We start from the raw sequence: 18,286 nt of genomic DNA on the forward strand, positions 1-18,286 counted from the left end.
ACGCCTGTGGTGCCTGTCGTGCCCGCCGCTCGCCGTGTCACTTGCCGGTGATCTCCTTGACGCCGTCGGCGTACGGCTTGGCGATCGTGTCGAGCACCTGGTCCGGGGACTTCGACCCGTTGATCAGGGCCTGGAAGCCACCGACCAGCACGTCGTAGTAGCCGGGCACCGGCCAGTCCGGGTAGAAGGCCAGGCCGTCGGACTTGCTGACCGTGTTGAAGTCCTCGATCAGCTTGCGGTCCTTCGGGTCGCTGATCTTCGACGCGTCAGCGGCGACCGGTACGCCACCGTTGTTGCCGATCAGGTCCTGGATTTCCGGACGCAGGGTGATGTCGATGAAGTCGTACGCCAGGCTCTTGGCCTTGCTGTTCTCCGGGACCACCCAGATGTTGCCCGACGAGCCGGCGTTGAGGGTGTTGCCGGGGAAGAGGAAGGTGTCCCAGTTGGCCTTCATCTCGGTCTTGAACCGGCCGTACCACCAGCTGCCCGAGACGATCATCGGGGTCTTGCCGGCGATGAACGCCGTGCCCATGTCCTCGGCCTTGAGGCTCGCCGAGTTCTTGGCCACGTAGCCCTTGCGCACCCACTCGGCGAAGGTGTCCGCGCCGTACTTCAGCGGGTCCGCCGTGAAGTCGACCGGGTTCTTGTAGAGCTGGTAGTTGTCGACGAACTGCCGATCGGCCTTGGACAGCGCCAACTGGTAGAAGAGCTGCCCGGCCGGGTACTCGGCGCCGGCCATGCCCAGCGGCGTGACGCCCTTGCCGACGAACGTGTCCATCGCGGCGGTCATCTCGGCCATGCTGGTCGGCACCTTGACGCCGTTGCGCTCGAACAGGTCCTTGTTGTAGTAGACCGTGACGTACTCGCCGTAGTTCGGCACGCCGAACCACTTGCCCGACCCCATCACGCCCTTGTCGCTGTACCGGGCGGTGGTCTGCAGGCTGGGGCTGAGCTTGCCGGCCCAGCCGCGCTTGTCGGCCTCGGCGCTCAGGTCGGTGAGCAGACCCTGCGACGACAGCAGGCCGGCCGTCGCGTTGCCCTTGTTGTACTCCATGATGTCCGGGCCCTCGGACGAGTTGATGATCATGCCGGCGTTCTGCTGGATCTGCTCGAACGCCTTGCGCTCGAAGCGCACCTCGACGCCCGGGTGCTCGGCCTTGAAGATCTCGATCGCCCGGTTCCAGCCGACCCCCATCGCGCTGTTCTCGCTCTCGTAGTGCCAGAGCTTGAGGGTCTTGGCCCCGGTGTCGTCCTCGCTCTCGCCGCCGCCGCACGCGGCCACGGTGGTCGTCGCGGTCGCCGCCAGGGCGATCGCCGCGACGATCCGGCGAAATCGCTGCATTGCTATCCTCCTCGTGAGTATCGAGCCCGGTACTTCACTGGGTCCGTCGTCGCGTTGCCGCGCGGCGGCGGGCCGTTTCGGCTGGTCAGCCCCCGCTCGTCGGAGACGGTTCGGCGTTGACCAGGGCCGGCCGTCGTGGCTCGGCGGTCGATCCCCGGATCTCCAGCGCGCACGGCAGCAGTTGCTGGTGGCGCTCGTTGCCGGGTCCGTTCAGGTGGCGCACCAGCGCCTCGATCGCGATCCGGCCCAGGGCCGACCCGGGCGACGTCATCGCGGTCAGCGCCGGGGTGGCCAGCTCGGCGACCTGTGGTGAGGTGACCATCGAGACGACCGAGACGTCGTCGGGCACCGACAGCCCTCGGCCGGTCAGCTCGCCGAGGATGCCGAAGATCGCCGTCTCGTTCATCGCCAGCACGGCGGTCAGCTCCGGCGTCCGCGCGAACGCGGCGGCCAGGGCCGCCCGCCCACCGGCGGCGCTGTCCTCGGCCGGGATCATGACCGGCTCCAGGCCGTGCCCGCTCATCGCCGTGACGAACGCGTCCCGGGTACGCAACGCGGGGCCGTAGCCGCTGGCCAGTGTGGCGGCCGAGTGGTTGACGTAGACGATCCGACGGTGCCCCAGGCCGACCAGGTGCGCGACGGCCTCCCGCACGGTCTGTTCGAAGTCGATGTCGACGTAGGAGAGCCCGGTGGTGTCGCCGGTGCGCCCGATCAGCACCAGCGGCACGCCCGCCTCCTGGAGCACGGTGACCCGCTCGTCGGCGAGCTGCACCTCCATCAGCACGACGCCGTCGAGCATCCGCTGGCTGGCCAGCCGCCGCAGGTCGTCGAGGTTGCCGCCGCCGACCGGCGAGAGCACCAGGTGGTAGCCGACGGCGCTGGCCGCGGCGGCGGCGCCGGTGACGAACGCGGTCTCGGTCGCGCCCAGGCCGCGCTCGTCCATCGGCATCAGCAGACCCAGGATGCGGCTGCGGCGGCTGGCCAGCCCACGGGCCATCGCGTTGGGCTGGTAGTCGAGCTGGGCCATCGCGGCGAGGACCTTGTCCCGGGTGGCCTGGGAGATCGGCCGGGCGCCGGTGAGCACGTACGACACCGTGCTGACCGAGACCCCCGCGAGGCGGGCGACGTCGTGCATGGTGGCCACCGCGCACCTCCTCCGGCCCGGGAGCACGGGATCGCTCCCGAACGTCGAAGCGTTTCGACAAAGCGTTTCGACAGACGCTAGGCCACCTGTTACGGAGTCGTCAATTGCCGATGTCGAAAAGAAGTCGGGCCCCTCGCCCCGGTCGCGCGCCCCGGCCCCTCGCCCGGTCGCGCGCCCCGGTCGCGCGCCCCGGTCGCCGCCGGTGGGAGCCCTCCGGGCGGGCCGCCGAAAACTAGCCCCGCCCGCCGTCGCAGGGCGCGCTCGCTCGCTCCCGCAGGCCAAGATCGTGCTCGATCCAGGATCCAGTCCCCTCGAACCGCGGGGAGGCCACTACATCCAGGATCGAGCACGACCTGGCGGCGGAAGGGGTCGCAGGGTGAACGCGAACAGCGAGCGGCGCATGACCGGCGTGGGTGCTCGAAACCCCGCGCCCAGTCGGCCGCGCTTGGTGTTCCTGGTCAAGATCCGCGCAACATCAGGGATGTTGCTGTCTCCCGCGCGCCGGAGGCAGCAATATCCGGGATGTTGCGACGATCTTGGCGCGGGGGCGCGGGGGCGCGGGGGCGCGGGGGCGCGGGGGCGCGGGGGCGCGGGGGCGCGGGGGCGGGCGCGGGGGCGCGGGGCGTCAGGTGAGGTCGAACAGGGTGGCGGCGTTGTTCCAGCACACCGCGCGTAGCCAGTCATCCCCCAGGTCCAGTCGGGCGAGCCCGGTCAGCTGGTCGGCGTACGGGTAGGGGATGTTGGGGAAGTCGCTGCCGAGCAGCACCTTGCCGGCGAGGCCCAGGTCGCGCAGTCGGGGCAGCTCGTCGGCGGGGAAGGGCACGAACCGGTCGAAGAACGGGGTGAACGCCATAGTGGTGTCCAGCCGGACCCGCTCGTACGCCTCGGCGAGGTCGAGGAACGCCCGGTAGTCGGGGGCGCCGAGGTGCGCCACCACGGCGGCCAGCCGGGGGTGGCGGGCGAGCAGGTCGGCGAACGGGGCGGGCCCGGTGTGGGTCGTCCCCACCGGGGCGTGCCCGGCGTGCACGACCACCGGCACGCCCGCGTCGGCAAGCGTCCCCCACACCTCGTCCAGCGCCGGGTCGGTGGGGGAGAAGCCGCCGACCTGCACGTGCACCTTGAACAGGCGTGCCCCGCCGGTCAGCGCGGCGTCGACGTACGCGGCGACACCGGGTTCGGGGAAGAAGGTGGCCGAGGGCAGACAGCCCGGGGTGTCCCGGGCGAACCGCAGCGTCCAGCGGTTCAGGTCCGCCGCCATGCCCGGTCGGTGGGGGTACGCCAGCGCGCTGAACGCCCGTACGCCGAGGTGGCGCAGGTGGGCGACGCGGTCCGCGTCGCTCCACCGGTAGCGGATCGGCCACTCGGTGCCCACCAGCGGCCCGGCGGCGTCGAAGTACTCCCAGACGCGGCGCAGCAGTCTCGGCGGCAGGAAGTGCACGTGCACGTCCGCCAGCCCGGGGAGCCCGAGCGCGCGCCAGAACTCCGGCACCCGCGCGTCCGCGGCCGGAGGCGACGGCTGCGCGGGGGCGGTCATATGTCGATGTTGAACCGCTGCAGCACCGACGGGGCGATCAGGCCGACGGTGGAGAGCGCCACCACGACGGTCAGGACGGCGCGCAGCACGACGACCTCGGTCTTACTGCCGGTACGCAGTGCGATGCTGTTGGGCAGGCCGATCATCGTCCACATGCGGCGGCGGATCGGGATCGGCCAGAGGATCGGCACCCCCGCTCTGGTGATCATGTCACCGAGGATGTGCACGAAGCAGCCCACCCCGACGGCCGTGCCGATCAGCGGATAGCCCCGCCCGCCCGGCAGGTTGGCGAAGGTGAACCAGGCCGCCCCGGCTGACGCGAGCGTCACGATCACCCAGCCGGCCCGCTCGGCCCACTCGTCGAAGAGCCCGCGCAGGGCCAGACCGAACATGAAGAACAGGATCGTGATCACCGCCCACTTGCCGTACGCGGCGCAGAGCGCGGTGGTGCCCCACCCGACCAGCAGCGTGAACGGAAGCGTGTGGGTGAGGGTGCGGTGCCCGTTGTTGCGGCGCGGATCCTTGCTGAGCTTCGTCGCGTAGTAGACACCGAGGGAGATCTTCTCCATCACCTCGGCGACGAACAGCGAGAAGACCCCGAACGTGCGGGCGACGGTGGCGCCACCCTGGTTGCGTGTCACCTTGCCGGACAGGTCCAGGTCGGGAAAGAGCGCCCCACCCGCGCAGACCGCCGTGCCCACCGCCAGCGCCAGAGGCGACTGGTGATAGTCGGCGAACTGGTCCAGCGCCCAGGACCCGGCCAGCCATACCGCCGCGCCGGACAGCGCGTGCGACGGTCCCATCATCTCGGCTCACCCTCCCCAGGGATCTTGAGCGCCCAAAACTACGCCACTGTAGCCAGCGCCCGTGTCACAGGGGCGTCGGTCGTGTCGTCCACACTGGACAGCGTCAGAGGGTGGGCGTGAAGCTCTGCCGGATCATCACGAAGTATGCCGCGTTGACCTGCCAGTCGAACTCTTTTGTCAACCACGAGACGGTGTAGGCGCGCCCGGCCGAGGTGTTGGTGAGCAGCCGGATGCTGTGCACCTGCTCACCGGCGGCGTTCTCCCAACCGCACTCCCAGAGTGCCCCGCCGTCGAAGATGTCCAGCGCCGAGATGTCCACCTTGCGGTAGCCCGGCAGCGCGCCACCGCCGACGAGCCGCTTCTCCTCGGCCTTCCAGTGCGCCACCGGATCGACCCGCGGCGGCCCCGCCTCGACGCTGAGCACCCGGGTCCCATTCGGCTCCCGGAAGCAGGTCACCGCGCCCTCGGTCCAGCGTGCCCAGGCCACCGGCGCCGCGATACGGAAGCCGGTCGGGTCCACGTGCCAGGTCCAACCCTCCAGCAGCCCGTACCGCGCATCGCGGGGCGGCGACACCGACGGCACCGGGGTGGCCGTCGGCGGTGGAGGCGCCGCGCAGGCGAACGCGGCCGGTCGGGAGGCGGTCGCGCCACCTCCGGCGCCGGACGGCGGCGTCCGCTCGTCGTGACGGCTGAGCAGCACCGCCGTGACACCCCCGGCGACGAGCAGGGCGGCGGCGGTCGCCGCGCCACCCAGCGCGATCAACCGGCCGCGTCGGCCGACCGGGCGAGCCACCGGTGGGCGGGCCGTTGAAGGCGCGTCGGCCGGTGGGCGGGTCATCAGCGGGCGGGCCGCCGGTGGGCGGGTCGGTGGCGGCGCGTCGTCCGGCGAGCCGCCCTGGGCCGCCAGCGCGGAACGGCCCGCGCTGCGGACCGCCGCCACTGCCGAGGAGCGGGCCGGGCCGGCCGGCCCGTCGTGACCGGCGGCCGCGGCGCGCAGCAGCGGCTCGGCCTCGATGGCTGTCAACCGCCGCCGGGGATCGCGCTGCAACAAACCGGTGATCACCGGCCGCATCGGGCCGGCCCGGCGCATCGGATCCGGCGGTTCCGTGGCCAGCGCGCTGAGCGTCGCCATCGCGCTGGACCGGGCGTACGGGGACTGCCCCTCGACCGTCGCGTAGAGGGTGGCGCCCAGCGACCACAGGTCGGTACGCGGATCCGACACGCCGTCGCGGGCACGCTCCGGCGCGACGAACTGCGGCGAGCCGAGCACCAGGCCCGGGCCTGTCATCGCCCCGTCGCCGCCGTCGAAGGTCGCCAGGCCGAAGTCGGTGAGCACCACCCGCCCGTCGTCGGCGACCAGCACATTGTGCGGCTTCACGTCGCGGTGCAGCACGCCTGCGGTGTGTGCCGCCCGCAACGCGGCGAGCACCGCCAGCCCGATCCGGGCCGTACGTTGTGGACTCACCGGGCCTTCAGCGCTGATGATCTGCTGCACCGACCGGGACGCCACGTACTCCATCACGATCCACGGGTTCTCCCGGTCGTGCACCACGTCGTAGAGGCGTACGACGTTGGGGTGGTTGAGCCGCGCGGCGGTGCGCGCCTCGCGTAGCGTCCGCAGTCGTAGCTCGGCGCGGTCGGCCTCGGCCAGCCAGGCCGGTGGCACGACCTCCTTCACCGCCACGTCCCGGTGCAGCATCTCGTCACGGGCCAGCCACACCCGGCCCATCCCGCCGGTGCCGACCAGGTCGAGCAGCCGGTACCGACCCGCGATCAGCAACTGCTGCACCGCCGCTCCCCCTCGGTCACCCCGAGTTACACGATAGCCACCACTGTGGGTTTTCTCATCCGCTGAGCGGCCTCGATCCACGCCGGACGGAGGGCCGAGCAGGGCCATACGGCGCAGGTCAGCGGGGTGGTCGGAAACTGTTTCGCACTGCGGTCCAGTCCGCGCCGGCGGCCGTCCAGTCCCTGTCGTCGGTGATCCACCCCAGTGTCCAGCGCTGGTCCGCGAGGATCTGCCGCCGGGCGTGCAGGACGGGCCCGTACGGCGCCGTCCACCGGCACTCCCACTCCGCGCCGCCGCCGCCCGCGGCGAGCCGGATCTCGTCGTAGCTCGGCAGCGCCCCGGCGCCGGCCGCCTCGTCGCGGGCCGACCGCAGTCGGATGAGCGGGTCGGCCGCGCCGCCCGGCGCGACGCTCAACGCCCGCCCGGTGGCCGGGTCCTGGAAGCACGCCACCCCGCCCTCGCGCGAGTAGTGCCAGGTCGCCGGCACGGAGACCCGGAAGCCGGTGCTGTCGGCATGCCAGACCCAACCCGGCGGCGGCCGGAACCGCTCGTCCGGCCCGGGGGATCCGGCCGAGACCGGCGGGCCCGCGACGTCCGGATGGACGCACGGGAACGGCGGCGGAGGAACGTCGCGGCCATTCGGCGGCGGGCCGGGCCGGTCGGGGCCACCACCGCCGTACGGACCGCCGGGACTGCCACCGCCGTACGGACCGCCCCGGTCGTCGCCGTAGCCCCCGTTCGGGCCGCCGCCGTCGTTCGGACGGTTCGTCGATGGCGCGGTGGACCGCCCGGCGGTGTCGGTCGGGGCGTCACCGGCGACGGCCAGCGCGGTGCCCACGCCGGCCGCGGCGGCCACGAGCAGCGCGGTGACGGCGAGCGCCACCCGCCGCGCCGTGGGTCGTCGGCCCAGTCGCCCGGCCGGTCGCTCGGACGCCGGTGGAGTGGAGGCTGTGGCCTCCGTCGGGTCCCGGACGCCCGGTTCGGCGCTCGGGTGGGCGCCGGTCGAAGCGTTCCCAGGTGGAACGGCGCCACCGCCCTTGGTGGCGGCGGTCCGGCCGGGCTCGGACAGCGCGATGGTGGCGTCCTGGTCGGCCGGCTCCCCGGAAGCGGACGCCCCCGAGACGGCGGAGCAGGTCGGGCCCACAGGGCCGGTCGAGCCGGTCGAGCCCGCCGAGCCTGCGGAGCGGGTCGGGGCGCCGGGTGCGGCTTCCGGCTGGTGCTCCGGCGGGCCGGGGTGGCCGGTCGCGGCGGCGGTGAGCAGCCGGCGGGCACCGTCGTGGTCGAGGCGGTCTTCCGGGTCGCGGCGCAGCAGCCCGGAGAGCACCGGCGCGAGCGGTCCGGCGTGCGGGGCCGGGTCCGGTGGGCCCGCTGCCAGCGCGCTGAGCGTGGCCATGGCGTTGCTGCGGGCGTACGGGGAGCGGCCCTCGACGGCGGCGTGCAGGGTGGCCCCGAGCGACCACAGGTCGGCAGCGATCGTGGACACCCCCTCGGCGGCGCGCTCCGGGGCGACGTACTGCGGGGAGCCGAGCACCATCCCGGGGCGGGTCATCGCCCCGTCCCCGCCGTCGAAGGTGGCCAGCCCGAAGTCGGCGAGCATCACCCGACCGTCGTGGGCGACGAGCACGTTCTGCGGTTTGACGTCGCGGTGCAGCACTCCTGCCGTGTGCGCGGCCTCCAGCGCGCCGAGCAGGGCCAGGCCGATCCCCGCGGCGCGGACCGGCGCCAGCGGCCCCTCGGCGTCGATGACGTCCTGCAGGGTGCGTGACGGGACGTACTCCATCACGATCCACGGGCTGCCCTCGACCGGGACGACGTCGTAGAGCCGGACCACGGCGGGGTGGTTGAGCCGGGCCGCGGCGCGCGCCTCGCGCAGCGTGCGCGAGCGCAGCTCGGCCCGCTCGTGGTCGGCCAACCAACTCGGCGGTACGACCTCCTTGACCGCGACCTCGCGGTGCAGCATCTCGTCGCGGGCTCGCCACACCCGACCCATGCCCCCACGACCCACCAGGTCGAGCAGCCGGTACCGACCGGCGATCAGCACCTGCGCACGCTCCTCCTCAGCCGCTGTCCGGGGTACACCCTAACCAGCGGATCGGAAGTCACCTATCGGTCGACCGACCTGGCTCAGCAGGCGGCGTGGTCGGCGGCGGCGAGCAGATTGCCCTCCGGGATGGCGATCCGGTCACGCCCCCCGGCCAGTCGGGCGGCGGCCCGGCGGGCCTGGAGCGGGCCGTACTCACGACGGGCGGTGGCGTAGCTGGCGGCGGTGCGGGCCGCGATGGTGGCCCAGCCGTACCGCTCGCCGACCATGGTGCGAGCCCGTCGGGCCACCCGCCGGGCGAAGACCTCGTCGCCGAGCAGTTGGTCGACCGCGCCCGCCAGGGCGGCCGGGTCGCTGTGCGGGAACGTCACGCCTGTCACGCCGGGTTCGACGATCTCGGCGAGGCCGCCGGTGCGGGCCACGGCGAGGGGTGCCCCGGCAGCGGCCGCTTCCAGGGCCACCATGCCGAACGGCTCGTAGAGGCTGGGGACCACAGTCGCGTCGGTGGCGCCGAGCACCGCCGGCAGTTGGGTGGCGTCGAGGAAGCCCGTGAAGCGGACTGTCGACCCGAGCGCCAGGCGGCGGGCCTGCGCCTCCAACTCGGGGCGGTACGGGCCGTCGCCGGCGATCACCACGCGCAGCCCGGGGTGCCGCTCCCGCAGCCGGGGCACGGCGTGCACGAGGTGCTGCACGCCCTTCTCGTAGACCAGGCGTCCCGCGTACCCGACGAGGGGGCCGTCCGCGGCGAACCGCGCGCGGGCCGACGCGACAGCGCGTGGGCGGGCCCGCCAGGCCCGGTCGTCGACCCCGTTGGGGACCACGTCGACAAGCCCGGCCGGCACGTCGAAGAGCGCGCTGACCTGGTCGCGCATGTAACCCGAACAGGTGATCACCCGGGTGGATGACCCGCTGAGCCAGTGCTCGACGCCGTGGATGGTGCGGTTCATCTCCTCGGGCAGCCAGCCCTGGTGCCGGCCCGCCTCGGTCGCGTGGATGGTGGTGACCAGCGGCAGGTCGAGGTGTTCGGCGACTGTGGTCGCGGTGTGGGCGACGAGCCAGTCGTGGGCGTGGATGACGTCGTAGCTGCCGGCCTGGGTGGCGCGCAGGGCGGTGCGGGTGAGGGTGTGGTTGAAGGCCATCGTCCAGGCCAGGAGGGAGCCGGTGGCGAGGGGGAAGGTGACCGGGTCTTCGGGTGCGCGCAGGATGCGCACGCCGTCGGCGTACTCCTCGAGGGGTGCGCCCTCGGCGTGGCGGGTGACGACTGTGACGTCGTGGCCGGCGGCGGCGAGGGCGACGGAGAGGGCGTGCACGTGTCGACCGAGGCCGCCGACGAGCACCGGCGGATATTCCCAGGACAGCATCAGCACCCGCAGCTGACGAGCGGGGTGGATGTCGATCACGTGGGCGTCGGGTGACATGCGGCCCCCTTTGAGTTGTCCCCGGGCGCGCGCCGACCGACACCGGAAGTCGATGTCGCCGTCGCGTCTGGATCGGGGCCAATCCTGCCCGGGCCTAGATAACCAGCGGAGACACCGCCGTTGCGGTCGTGTAAAGCGCTACTGGCCTTTTCGGCGCACCCGCAGCAACTCGGCCACCGACCACGCCTGGAACGGGCAGCCGGTCGCGGAGTGCGGCGCGACGCCGTCGGCCGTCTCACTTACCGATCCTAGCCCATATTCGGTCAGATGGGACTCTATGCCGATCAATGCGTCATCGACCGACATCTTGCCCCGGCGGCAGGCGTCCACGTACGGCCCGAGCAGCCACGGCCACACCGTCCCCTGGTGGTAGCCGCCATCCCGCTCGGCCGGTCCACCCCGGTGCCGACCGACGAACTCGGGAGAATCCGGGGCGAGACTGCGCGGCCCGAGCGGGGTGAGCAGCCCGGTCGCGATCCGGCGCAGCGTCGGCTCGTCCGGCTCCAACGGCGCGAACGGCAACGACCAGGCCAGCAACTGGTTGGGGCGCAGCGCGTCGTCGTCGTGCAATGCCGCCCCACCCAGCGGGTACGCCGGCGCGGGCGCGTCCAGCACGTCGTGCAGCCAGCCGGTCGGGGCCGGGTAGCGGTCCCGGAACGACGCGGTCGCCTGGGCGTGCCGTCGCCGCAGCTCGGCCGCGTCCTGCCCGGCCAGCTCGGTCAGCTCGGCGAGACCGGCCAGCCCGTTGATCCACAGCGCGTTGACCTCGACCGGCTTGCCCGTACGCGGGGTGACCGGCACCCCGTACACGCGGGCGTCCATCCAGGTGAGCGCGCTGCCGGGGGCGCCCTGGGTGAGCAGCCCGTCGGCCGGGTCGACGGCGATCCCGTACCGGGTGCCGGCCACGTGCGCGTCGACGACAGTGCCCAGCGCCGGCAGCAGCTCGTCGCCGAGGTCGGTGTCGCCGGTGACCGTCACGTGTCGGCTCACCGCGTGCAGGAACCACAGCGTGCCGTCGACGGTGTTGTACTCCACCCGGCCGGTGTCGGCCGTGTTGGCGAGCATCCCCTCGGACAGCGTCGCCGCGTACGCCCGCAGCAGCTCGCGCCCCTCGGCGGCCCGGCCGGTGCAGAGGAACAACCCCTCGTACGAGATCATCGTGTCCCGCGACCAGGCGCCGAACCACGGGTACCCGGCCACCACGTCGACCGCCGCGCCACCGGGACGGACCACGAACGCGTCGGCGGCCAGCGCCAGCGTCGCGTCCACCCCATCGGCCGGCTTCGCCGTGGCCACCACCTGCCGGTTGCGTCGCCGGGCAGTCGCCACGATCTCGGCGGCCGGCGGCGGCTCCTCGTCCAGCCGACCCGCCCAGGCCCGCACCGACACCGTGTCGCCGGGGCGCTCCAGCTCGCCGGCGAAGCGGCCCGCGTACCAGACGTCCTCGTTCGGGTGCAGACCCCGGACGGCCTCCTCGCGGTGGTGCACGCCCAGCCACCACTGCCCGTCCGGCGTCCAGCCGGGGCCGGCGAGCCGGTACGCGCCCTCGACCACCGCGCCGTCGGCGACTGCCTCGACCTGCGGCGTCGGGCCGTCGGCCCGCCGCTCGCCGTGCGCGTCGCGCCAGGTGCACGCGGCGGACAGCTCCAGCCGGACCGGACCGCCGGCGACCAGCCGGTGCACGACCGCCACGCAGGAGCGGCCGGGCAGCATGGCCAGCTCCCGCTCGATCACCACCGCGCCGATCCGCCACCGCCACCGGGGCAGCCCGTCGACCAGGTCGAAGCGCTCCAGCAGCTCGAAGCCGCGCGGGTCGACGTCGCCGGAGGACCACTCGTGGGCGCCGAGCCGGACCCGCGCGCCGGACGGCAGGGTGACAGTCGGGTCGAGGCTCACGAGTCCCACGTGGCGGGAGGCGGGAGTTTCACCCGGCACCACAAGCAGACCGTGGTAGCGGCGGGTCCGCAGCCCGCCGACGGTGCCCATCGCGTATCCGCCGAGGCCGTCGGGCACCAGCCACTCCCGGCTGGACGCGCTGGTCAGGTCGCCGCAGACCTGTGGGCCGAAGTGAATGTCGATCAACTTTCCTCCACCGCCGCCGAGGTGTAACACACCACGACGAGAATGGCCGCTGTGGTCAAGCACCGCGGCGGCGTCAAAGATGTGCACGTGATCAATGACCGCTCGTCCTCCGACGCCTCGCCACCCGACGCTGAGCGGCTCCGGCTCGCCCAGGCCGACTCGGGGGAGCAGGACTGGCGCGCATGGGGTCCCTATCTGTCCGAGCGGGCGTGGGGGACGGTACGGGAGGACTACAGCGAGCACGGTACGGCGTGGGACTACTTCCCACACGACCATGCGCGGTCCAGAGCCTACCGCTGGAACGAAGACGGGATGGCAGGCGTCTGCGACGACCGTCAGACCTTCGCCTTCGCCCTGGCGCTGTGGAACGGCAGGGACCCGATCCTCAAGGAGCGGATGTTCGGCCTCGGCGGCGACAGCGGCAACCACGGGGAGGACGCCAAGGAGTACTGGTGGTACGAGGACTCCACGCCCACCCACTCCTGGATGCGCTGGCGCTACCACTACCCGCAGGCCGCCTTCCCGTACGACGAACTCGTCGCGGTCAACGCGCTGCGCGGCCGGGACGACACCGAGTACGAGCTGGTCGACACCGGGATCTTCGACGACGACAGGTACTGGGCGGTGACCGTCGACTACGCCAAGGCGTCACCGACCGACCTGTGCATCGTGGTGACAGTGGCCAACCGGGGCGACCGGGCGGCGACCCTGCACGTGCTGCCCACCCTGTGGTTCCGCAACACCTGGGCCTGGGGGCTGCCCGGCGGCGACCGGATCCCCCGGCTGACCGGGGAGGGCACCCGGTTGGTCGGTGAGCACCGGGTGCTCGGCCAACTGCTGCTGGAGGGCGACGGCGGCCCGGTGCCGCTGCTCTGCGACAACGACACAAACGCCGAGCGGCTGTGGGGGCTGCCCGGCCGCTCCCCGTACCCCAAGGACGGCATCAACGACCACGTGGTCAACGGCGCCCCCACTGTCAACCCGGCCCGCGAGGGCACCAAGGGCGCGTTGCACTACGTGCTCGACGTGCCGGCCGGCGGGCAGCGCCAGATCCGGTTGCGGCTGACCCGTACCGCGTCCCCGCCGGCCGCCGCCCCGCCGCCCCCGGCCGACCTCCGCGACGGCTTCGAGGCCGTGGTGTGGGCCCGGCGGGCCGAGGCGAACCGCTTCTTCGCCGGGGTGATCCCGGCGGCCGCGACCGCGGACGAGGCGCTTGTCGCGCGGCAGGCCATCGCCGGGCTGATGTGGGGCAAGCAGTTCTACCACTTCGACGTCAAGCGCTGGCTGGACGGCGACCCGGGCTCGTCGCCCCCGCCGGCCGGGCGTCGGCACGGGCGCAACAGCGCCTGGTGGCACATGACCAGCTTCGACGTCATCTCCATGCCCGACCCCTGGGAGTACCCCTGGTACGCGGCCTGGGACCTGGCCTTCCACTGCGTGAGCATCGCCCGGGTCGACCCGGGCTTCGCCAAGGAGCAGATCCTGCTCCTGCTGCGCGAGTGGTATCTGCATCCCAACGGGCAGATCCCGGCGTACGAGTGGGCGTTCGGCGACGTGAACCCGCCGGTGCACGCCTGGGCGGCGCTCAAGGTGTTCGAGATCGACGGCGGCCGGGACTTCGAGTTCCTGGGCCGGGTGATGCACAAGCTGCTGCTCAACTTCACCTGGTGGGTCAACCGCAAGGACACCGGCGGCAACAACGTCTTCGAGGGCGGCTTCCTCGGGCTGGACAACGTCGGGCCGTTCGACCGCTCGGCGGCGCTGCCCGTGGCCGGTGTGCTGGAGCAGTCCGACGGCACCGGCTGGATGGCCATGTACGCCCTCAACCTGCTCGACATGGCCATCGTGCTGGCCGAGCACGACCGGACGTGGGTGGACACCGCCACGAAGTTCTTCGAGCACTTCCTCTACATCGCGGCCGCCGCGTACGAGCAGGGGCTGTGGGACGACGAGGACGCCTTCTTCTACGACGTGCTGCGCCTCGCCGACGGCACGAAGGTGCCGCTGAAGGTCCGCTCGGTGGTCGGGCTGCTGCCGCTGGCCGCCACCACCCGCATCACTGCCACGACCCTGCACCGGCTGCCGGAGCTGGGCGCCCGGCTGCGCTGGTTCCTGACCAACCGCCCGGAGTACGCCCAGGTGATCGGCACCCGCCGGCTCGGCCCGGACGGCCGCCAGCAGCGGCTGCTGTCCATGGTCGGCCAGGAGCAGGTGGTCCGGCTGCTCGCCCGGATGCTCGACCCCGACGAGTTCCTCTCCGACTTCGGCCTGCGGACGCTGTCTCGCGCGCACCTGGACAAGCCGTTCTCGGTAACGCTCGGCGGGCAGGAGTTCTCCGTCGGCTACGAACCGGCCGAGTCGACGAGCGGCCTGTTCGGTGGCAACTCGAACTGGCGCGGGCCGATCTGGATGCCGACGAACTTCCTGCTGATCAGCGCACTGCGCGACTACGCGGCGTTCTTCGGCGACGACCTGCAGGTGGAGTATCCGACCCGCTCCGGCGTGAAGCTCTCGCTGGACGAGATCGCCGACGACCTGTCCGCCCGGCTGATCTCGCTGTTCACCCAGGACGACTGGGGTCGTCGACCGATCTACGGCGCTGCGCAGCTGTTCCAGACCCACCCGGACTGGCGCGACCTGATCTCGTTCCCGGAGTACTTCCACGGCGACAACGGCGCCGGCCTGGGCGCCTGGCACCAGACCGGCTGGACGGCCCTGATCGCCGACCTGATCCTGACGCTGCGCCGCTGACGGGCCGGGCGGCCGCGCTGGTCCGCGCCGGTCCGCAAGATCCGCGCAACATCACCGATGTTGCTGCCTCAGGGCCGCCGGAGGCAGCAACATCACCGAAACTGCGCGGATCTTGCGGGCAGCAGCGGGCGGGGCGGGGCAGGTGCCGCGCCATGATCGTGCTCGATCCAGGTTGTAGTGGTCTCCCGGACGTTACGAGGCCACTCGATCCCGGATGAAGCGCGATCATGCGGTCTGCAGCAGCGGCAAACCCGCCCGGTGAGCGCGGACCCGCAGCGGCGGTGGTCTCGGCGTTCATGCCAGTGTTGAATCACCGGCATGGAGTGGACCGCGCCCTTCGCTGTCGTGTTGTCACTTGTGCTCGTGTACCTGGTCGTCACGAGCGGCCGCCGTTCCCAAGCGGATCAGCAGGCTCGCAGGCTGGCCGTGGTGGAGCGCAAGCTCGATCTGATCATGGCCCACCTCGGCATTCGTGAGCCCGAACCGGAAGCCCCTGCCGAGGTTCTGCAGGAGTTGCTCGCCGGCCGCAAGATCCAGGCCATCAAGGTTTACCGCGAGGTGACCGGCGCGGGTCTGCGAGAGGCGAAGGACGCCGTTGAGTTGCTCGCCAGACAGCGCGGCCTGGGTTGACGGTCTTCGCGCGCCGCCGCACCGCTGACGAGCCGCGGCCGCGCTGGTCCGCAAGATCCGCGCAACATCCCTGATGGTGCTGCCTCAGAGCCGGCGGAGGCAGCACCATCACCGAAACTGCGCGGATCTTGCGGCAGCAGCGGGCCGTGTGGGCAGCGCAGACAGGCGGTCAGGCGGTGATCAGGCCGAGTTTGATCAGGCTGTCGGCGGTGTCGGTGATGGTCGTCTGCACCGGACGTGGCTGCCAGCCGAGGACGTTGCGCGCCTTGTCGTTGCTGATCACCGGCACCTGGCCGCGCAGGGCGGCCGCGTCGCGTAGCGCCGGCTCGGTCTTCGCGGCCTCGCGGACCTCGTCGTCGGTGAGTTCCCGAGCCGGCACCCTGTCCGCCAGGCTGGGCAGGTGCCGGGCCAGCATTCCCGCCAGGTCGAGGAAGCTGATCGAGGGGCCGCCGACGCCGATGAACCGTTCGCCGGCGGCTGCCGGATTCAGCATCGCGCGTAGGTGCAGGTCGACGACGTCCCGGACGTCGACGACCCCGAAGTACATCCGGGGTACGACAGGCATCGCGCCCTGGAGGAACGCCTGCACCAGCCCGGTCGACGCGGACATCCGCGCGCCCAGCAGCGGCCCGAAGATGCCTGTCGGGTTGACCACGCTCAGCTCAACCCCGCCGTTGTCCCGGACGTAGTCCCAGGCGGCCCGCTCGGCGAGCGTCTTCGACCGGTGATACGCCGGGATGTCGTCGTCCACGTTCGTCCAGTCCGCCTCGCTGTACCGGCCGTCGGGCTTCACCGTGTAGCCCACCGCGGCGTACGACGAGGTCAGCACGACACGCCGTACCCCGGCCTCGCGGGCGGCCCGCAGGACCCGCAGCGCTCCGTCGCGGGCTGGGCGGACCACCTCGTCGTCGTTCGCGGGCGGGGTGAACGGGAAGGGCGACGCGTGGTGCAGCACGTACCGCGCCCCCTCGACCGCCTCGGCCCAGCCCTGGTCGGCGGAGAGGGCCGCGGTCCGGAACTCGACCCGGCCGTCCGGGTTGGTGCCGGTCTGCCGTACCCGGTCGAGCACCTCGTCCTGCTGGCCCGGCGCGCGGACCGTCACCCGCACCCGGTAGCCCTCGTCGAGCAGTCTGGCCACGGAGTACCCGCCGACGTGCCCGGTGCCGCCGGTCACCAGCACGAGCGCGTCGTCAGTGGCGCGGAGTTGAACGTCGTTCGACATTGATTGTGTCCTCGTTTCTCAGAAATCCTGAAGAGCGCGCTCGACCTGCTCGATCGCGCGGGTCTCGGCGGCGGCGTCACCTCGGTGTCGGGCGTCCCACATGTCCGCCTTGCCACGCATGTACGCCTGGCGTACCCGTAGGCGCTCGATCTCGGCGGACAGCCGTTCGGCGTGCCGGGCGAACAGGTCGCGCTGCGCGGCGGCCGCCGCGCGGTCGCCTCGGGCGAGCAACGTCAGGTAGCGGCGCATATCCGCCACGCTCATCCCGGATGACCGCAGGCAGGCCAGGGCATCGACGCGCTCGGCGAGTCGGGTGTCGTAGCGGCGGTGCCCGCTGCTGTCGTCGCGTGGCACCACGCCGAGCAGGCCGATCTTCTCGTAGTACCGCAGCGTGGGCTCGCTGAAGCCCGACCGCTGGGCCATCTCCTGGATGGTCAGGGGAAATTCGGTTCGCCCCGCTGCCGTCGCTGCCACGGGTGAAGCGTCCCCAACTTGAAGCGCTTCAAGTCAAACGATGTGACGCGACGTACGCGTCAGCGACCCGCCAGCTCGGGGACGAGAATGTGTGACCCATTCACTATCGTGAACGGCTATGGGGGAGTCGGTGCGGCCGGTGGGTGAGGTGCAGGTCCTCGGCGAGTCCCGGGCCTGGCCCGCGATCGTGATACCCGTCGCGGTCGTGGTCGTGGTGATCGTTGTCGGGCTGGTCTTCGACCTGTTCGGGTGGAACGTCCTGGCGGCTGCCGCCGCTTCGATCATCGTGGCCGTCCTCGTCCGGCGAAACGCGGTGCTCGCCGACGATGTGGGGCTGCTGGTCCGCGGTCGCGGTGGCCTGCGACGCTCGTACGCCTGGGCCGAGATCGTGCGCCTGGGTTGGGTGGATGCGGGGCTGTGGGGGAGCACCCTCACGGTCTACCCCCGGGGCGGTCCCTACGACGTGCCGGGGCCGAACACGCCGACCACAGTGGGACGCATCTGGCGGCCCCGGCGGCGGCGCCTCGCGGACCCGCTGCCCGCGTTGCTCGAGAAACACGACATCAAGACGCTTACCGACCTCTGAGCGCTCCGGGAGTCGGGCTCTCACTCGTAGCCGACGTGCACGATCAGCTTGCCCTCGGCGACGCGGGCCCCCACGGAGACGGACCCGGGGTCGAACAACGTCGGCGGCAGGCTCTGCTCCTCGGTGAGGCCCATCTCGCGTGCCAGGTCCTCCGGGGTCTGCCCAGCCGCCGGTGCCACGGTGAGCTGCCGCCAGCACCCACCGGACGCGCATTCCGTGCTTTCGTCGACGACGCTCGCCCCGGCCGGCACCTCGGGCAGTCGCGACTTCGGGGGTAGGGCTCCCTCGTCGCCGAACACGCGCAACGACAGGAACCACAGGACCCACAGGCACGACAGCAGGCCCACCGTGACGGAGACGCCCACGAGGACGCGCTTCGTCCGTCGTCTCCTCGGCGCGGTCTCCGGCGTCATGCCGGCAGGGTAGTTGGTCAGCCGCTGAAGGGCTCGGCCCGAGTCGGCTGGGCG

At 72.3% G+C, this 18,286-nt stretch carries 14 protein-coding genes; 3 read left to right on the plus strand and 11 right to left on the minus strand.

The annotated features are described in order from the left end of the window. Positions 1-37 precede the first annotated feature (37 nt). From AB0K10_RS27855 to AB0K10_RS27890, 8 genes are all read right to left on the minus strand, one after another. On the minus strand, positions 38-1,342 hold the full coding sequence (locus AB0K10_RS27855) for an extracellular solute-binding protein (protein WP_363688262.1): 1,305 nt from the start codon (positions 1,340-1,342) through the stop codon (positions 38-40). An 85-nt stretch (positions 1,343-1,427) separates the two neighbouring features. Further along, positions 1,428-2,477 (minus strand): LacI family DNA-binding transcriptional regulator, encoded by a 1,050-nt coding sequence (locus tag AB0K10_RS27860; RefSeq protein ID WP_363688422.1) that lies wholly within the window; start codon positions 2,475-2,477, stop codon positions 1,428-1,430. A gap of 634 nt (positions 2,478-3,111) precedes the next feature. Then, the gene (locus tag AB0K10_RS27865) at positions 3,112-4,020 is read right to left on the minus strand and encodes an amidohydrolase family protein (protein WP_363688264.1); all 909 of its coding nucleotides are present in this window, start codon (positions 4,018-4,020) and stop codon (positions 3,112-3,114) included. Then, positions 4,017-4,826 (minus strand): metal-dependent hydrolase, encoded by an 810-nt coding sequence (locus AB0K10_RS27870; protein ID WP_363688266.1) that lies wholly within the window; start codon positions 4,824-4,826, stop codon positions 4,017-4,019. The genes AB0K10_RS27865 and AB0K10_RS27870 overlap by 4 nt, the downstream gene beginning before the upstream one ends. Positions 4,827-4,929: 103 nt before the next feature. Beyond that, positions 4,930-6,615 (minus strand): serine/threonine-protein kinase, encoded by a 1,686-nt coding sequence (locus tag AB0K10_RS27875; RefSeq protein ID WP_363688268.1) that lies wholly within the window; start codon positions 6,613-6,615, stop codon positions 4,930-4,932. A gap of 118 nt (positions 6,616-6,733) precedes the next feature. After that, the gene (locus AB0K10_RS27880; RefSeq protein ID WP_363688270.1) at positions 6,734-8,656 is read right to left on the minus strand and encodes a protein kinase; all 1,923 of its coding nucleotides are present in this window, start codon (positions 8,654-8,656) and stop codon (positions 6,734-6,736) included. An 83-nt stretch (positions 8,657-8,739) separates the two neighbouring features. Next, positions 8,740-10,074: a glycosyltransferase family 4 protein gene (locus AB0K10_RS27885; protein ID WP_363688272.1), complete on the minus strand. Its 1,335-nt coding sequence runs from the start codon at positions 10,072-10,074 to the stop codon at positions 8,740-8,742. A 138-nt stretch (positions 10,075-10,212) separates the two neighbouring features. After that, entirely contained in the window at positions 10,213-12,156 is a 1,944-nt protein-coding gene (locus tag AB0K10_RS27890) for an amylo-alpha-1,6-glucosidase (protein WP_363688274.1), read from the minus strand. Between the two features lie 42 nt (positions 12,157-12,198). Between AB0K10_RS27890 and AB0K10_RS27895 the strand changes: the two genes are divergently transcribed. Together AB0K10_RS27895 and AB0K10_RS27900 are read left to right on the plus strand one after the other, a co-directional pair. Further along, positions 12,199-14,907: a glucosidase gene (locus AB0K10_RS27895; protein WP_363688276.1), complete on the plus strand. Its 2,709-nt coding sequence runs from the start codon at positions 12,199-12,201 to the stop codon at positions 14,905-14,907. A gap of 318 nt (positions 14,908-15,225) precedes the next feature. Beyond that, on the plus strand, positions 15,226-15,537 hold the full coding sequence (locus AB0K10_RS27900; protein WP_363688278.1) for a ribosomal protein L7/L12: 312 nt from the start codon (positions 15,226-15,228) through the stop codon (positions 15,535-15,537). 169 nt (positions 15,538-15,706) lie between these two features. Here the strand turns inward: AB0K10_RS27900 and AB0K10_RS27905 are convergent, their stop codons facing one another. Next, positions 15,707-16,759 carry an NAD-dependent epimerase/dehydratase family protein gene (locus AB0K10_RS27905; protein WP_363688280.1) on the minus strand — a complete coding sequence of 351 codons (1,053 nt, stop codon included), beginning with the start codon at positions 16,757-16,759 and terminating at the stop codon, positions 15,707-15,709. Between the two features lie 18 nt (positions 16,760-16,777). After that, a complete protein-coding gene (locus AB0K10_RS27910) occupies positions 16,778-17,182 on the minus strand; it encodes a MerR family transcriptional regulator (RefSeq protein WP_363688282.1) in 405 nt (134 codons plus the stop codon). Positions 17,183-17,351: 169 nt separating this feature from the next. Between AB0K10_RS27910 and AB0K10_RS27915 the strand changes: the two genes are divergently transcribed. Then, positions 17,352-17,819: a hypothetical protein gene (locus AB0K10_RS27915; RefSeq protein WP_363688284.1), complete on the plus strand. Its 468-nt coding sequence runs from the start codon at positions 17,352-17,354 to the stop codon at positions 17,817-17,819. A gap of 20 nt (positions 17,820-17,839) precedes the next feature. On the opposite strand, the gene AB0K10_RS27920 is transcribed toward AB0K10_RS27915, so the two are convergent. Further along, a complete protein-coding gene (locus tag AB0K10_RS27920; protein ID WP_363688286.1) occupies positions 17,840-18,232 on the minus strand; it encodes a hypothetical protein in 393 nt (130 codons plus the stop codon). Between the last annotated feature and the right edge of the window lie 54 nt (positions 18,233-18,286).

Origin of the sequence: Micromonospora sp. NPDC049274 (assembly GCF_040678875.1) — a bacterium.
Lineage (GTDB): Bacteria > Actinomycetota > Actinomycetes > Mycobacteriales > Micromonosporaceae > Micromonospora.

Excerpts from the sequence above, each read along its gene's own strand:
- AB0K10_RS27900 (WP_363688278.1), top strand. The coding sequence starts at position 15,226 with ATGGAGTGGACCGCGCCCTTCGCTGTCGTGTTGTCACTTGTGCTCGTG.
- AB0K10_RS27860 (WP_363688422.1), bottom strand. The coding sequence starts at position 2,477 with ATGCACGACGTCGCCCGCCTCGCGGGGGTCTCGGTCAGCACGGTGTCG.
- AB0K10_RS27915 (WP_363688284.1), top strand. The coding sequence starts at position 17,352 with ATGGGGGAGTCGGTGCGGCCGGTGGGTGAGGTGCAGGTCCTCGGCGAG.
- AB0K10_RS27855 (WP_363688262.1), bottom strand. The coding sequence starts at position 1,342 with ATGCAGCGATTTCGCCGGATCGTCGCGGCGATCGCCCTGGCGGCGACC.
- AB0K10_RS27905 (WP_363688280.1), bottom strand. The coding sequence starts at position 16,759 with ATGTCGAACGACGTTCAACTCCGCGCCACTGACGACGCGCTCGTGCTG.
- AB0K10_RS27865 (WP_363688264.1), bottom strand. The coding sequence starts at position 4,020 with ATGACCGCCCCCGCGCAGCCGTCGCCTCCGGCCGCGGACGCGCGGGTG.
- AB0K10_RS27910 (WP_363688282.1), bottom strand. The coding sequence starts at position 17,182 with ATGGCCCAGCGGTCGGGCTTCAGCGAGCCCACGCTGCGGTACTACGAG.
- AB0K10_RS27920 (WP_363688286.1), bottom strand. The coding sequence starts at position 18,232 with ATGACGCCGGAGACCGCGCCGAGGAGACGACGGACGAAGCGCGTCCTC.
- AB0K10_RS27895 (WP_363688276.1), top strand. The coding sequence starts at position 12,199 with ATGGCCGCTGTGGTCAAGCACCGCGGCGGCGTCAAAGATGTGCACGTG.
- AB0K10_RS27870 (WP_363688266.1), bottom strand. The coding sequence starts at position 4,826 with ATGATGGGACCGTCGCACGCGCTGTCCGGCGCGGCGGTATGGCTGGCC.
- AB0K10_RS27885 (WP_363688272.1), bottom strand. The coding sequence starts at position 10,074 with ATGTCACCCGACGCCCACGTGATCGACATCCACCCCGCTCGTCAGCTG.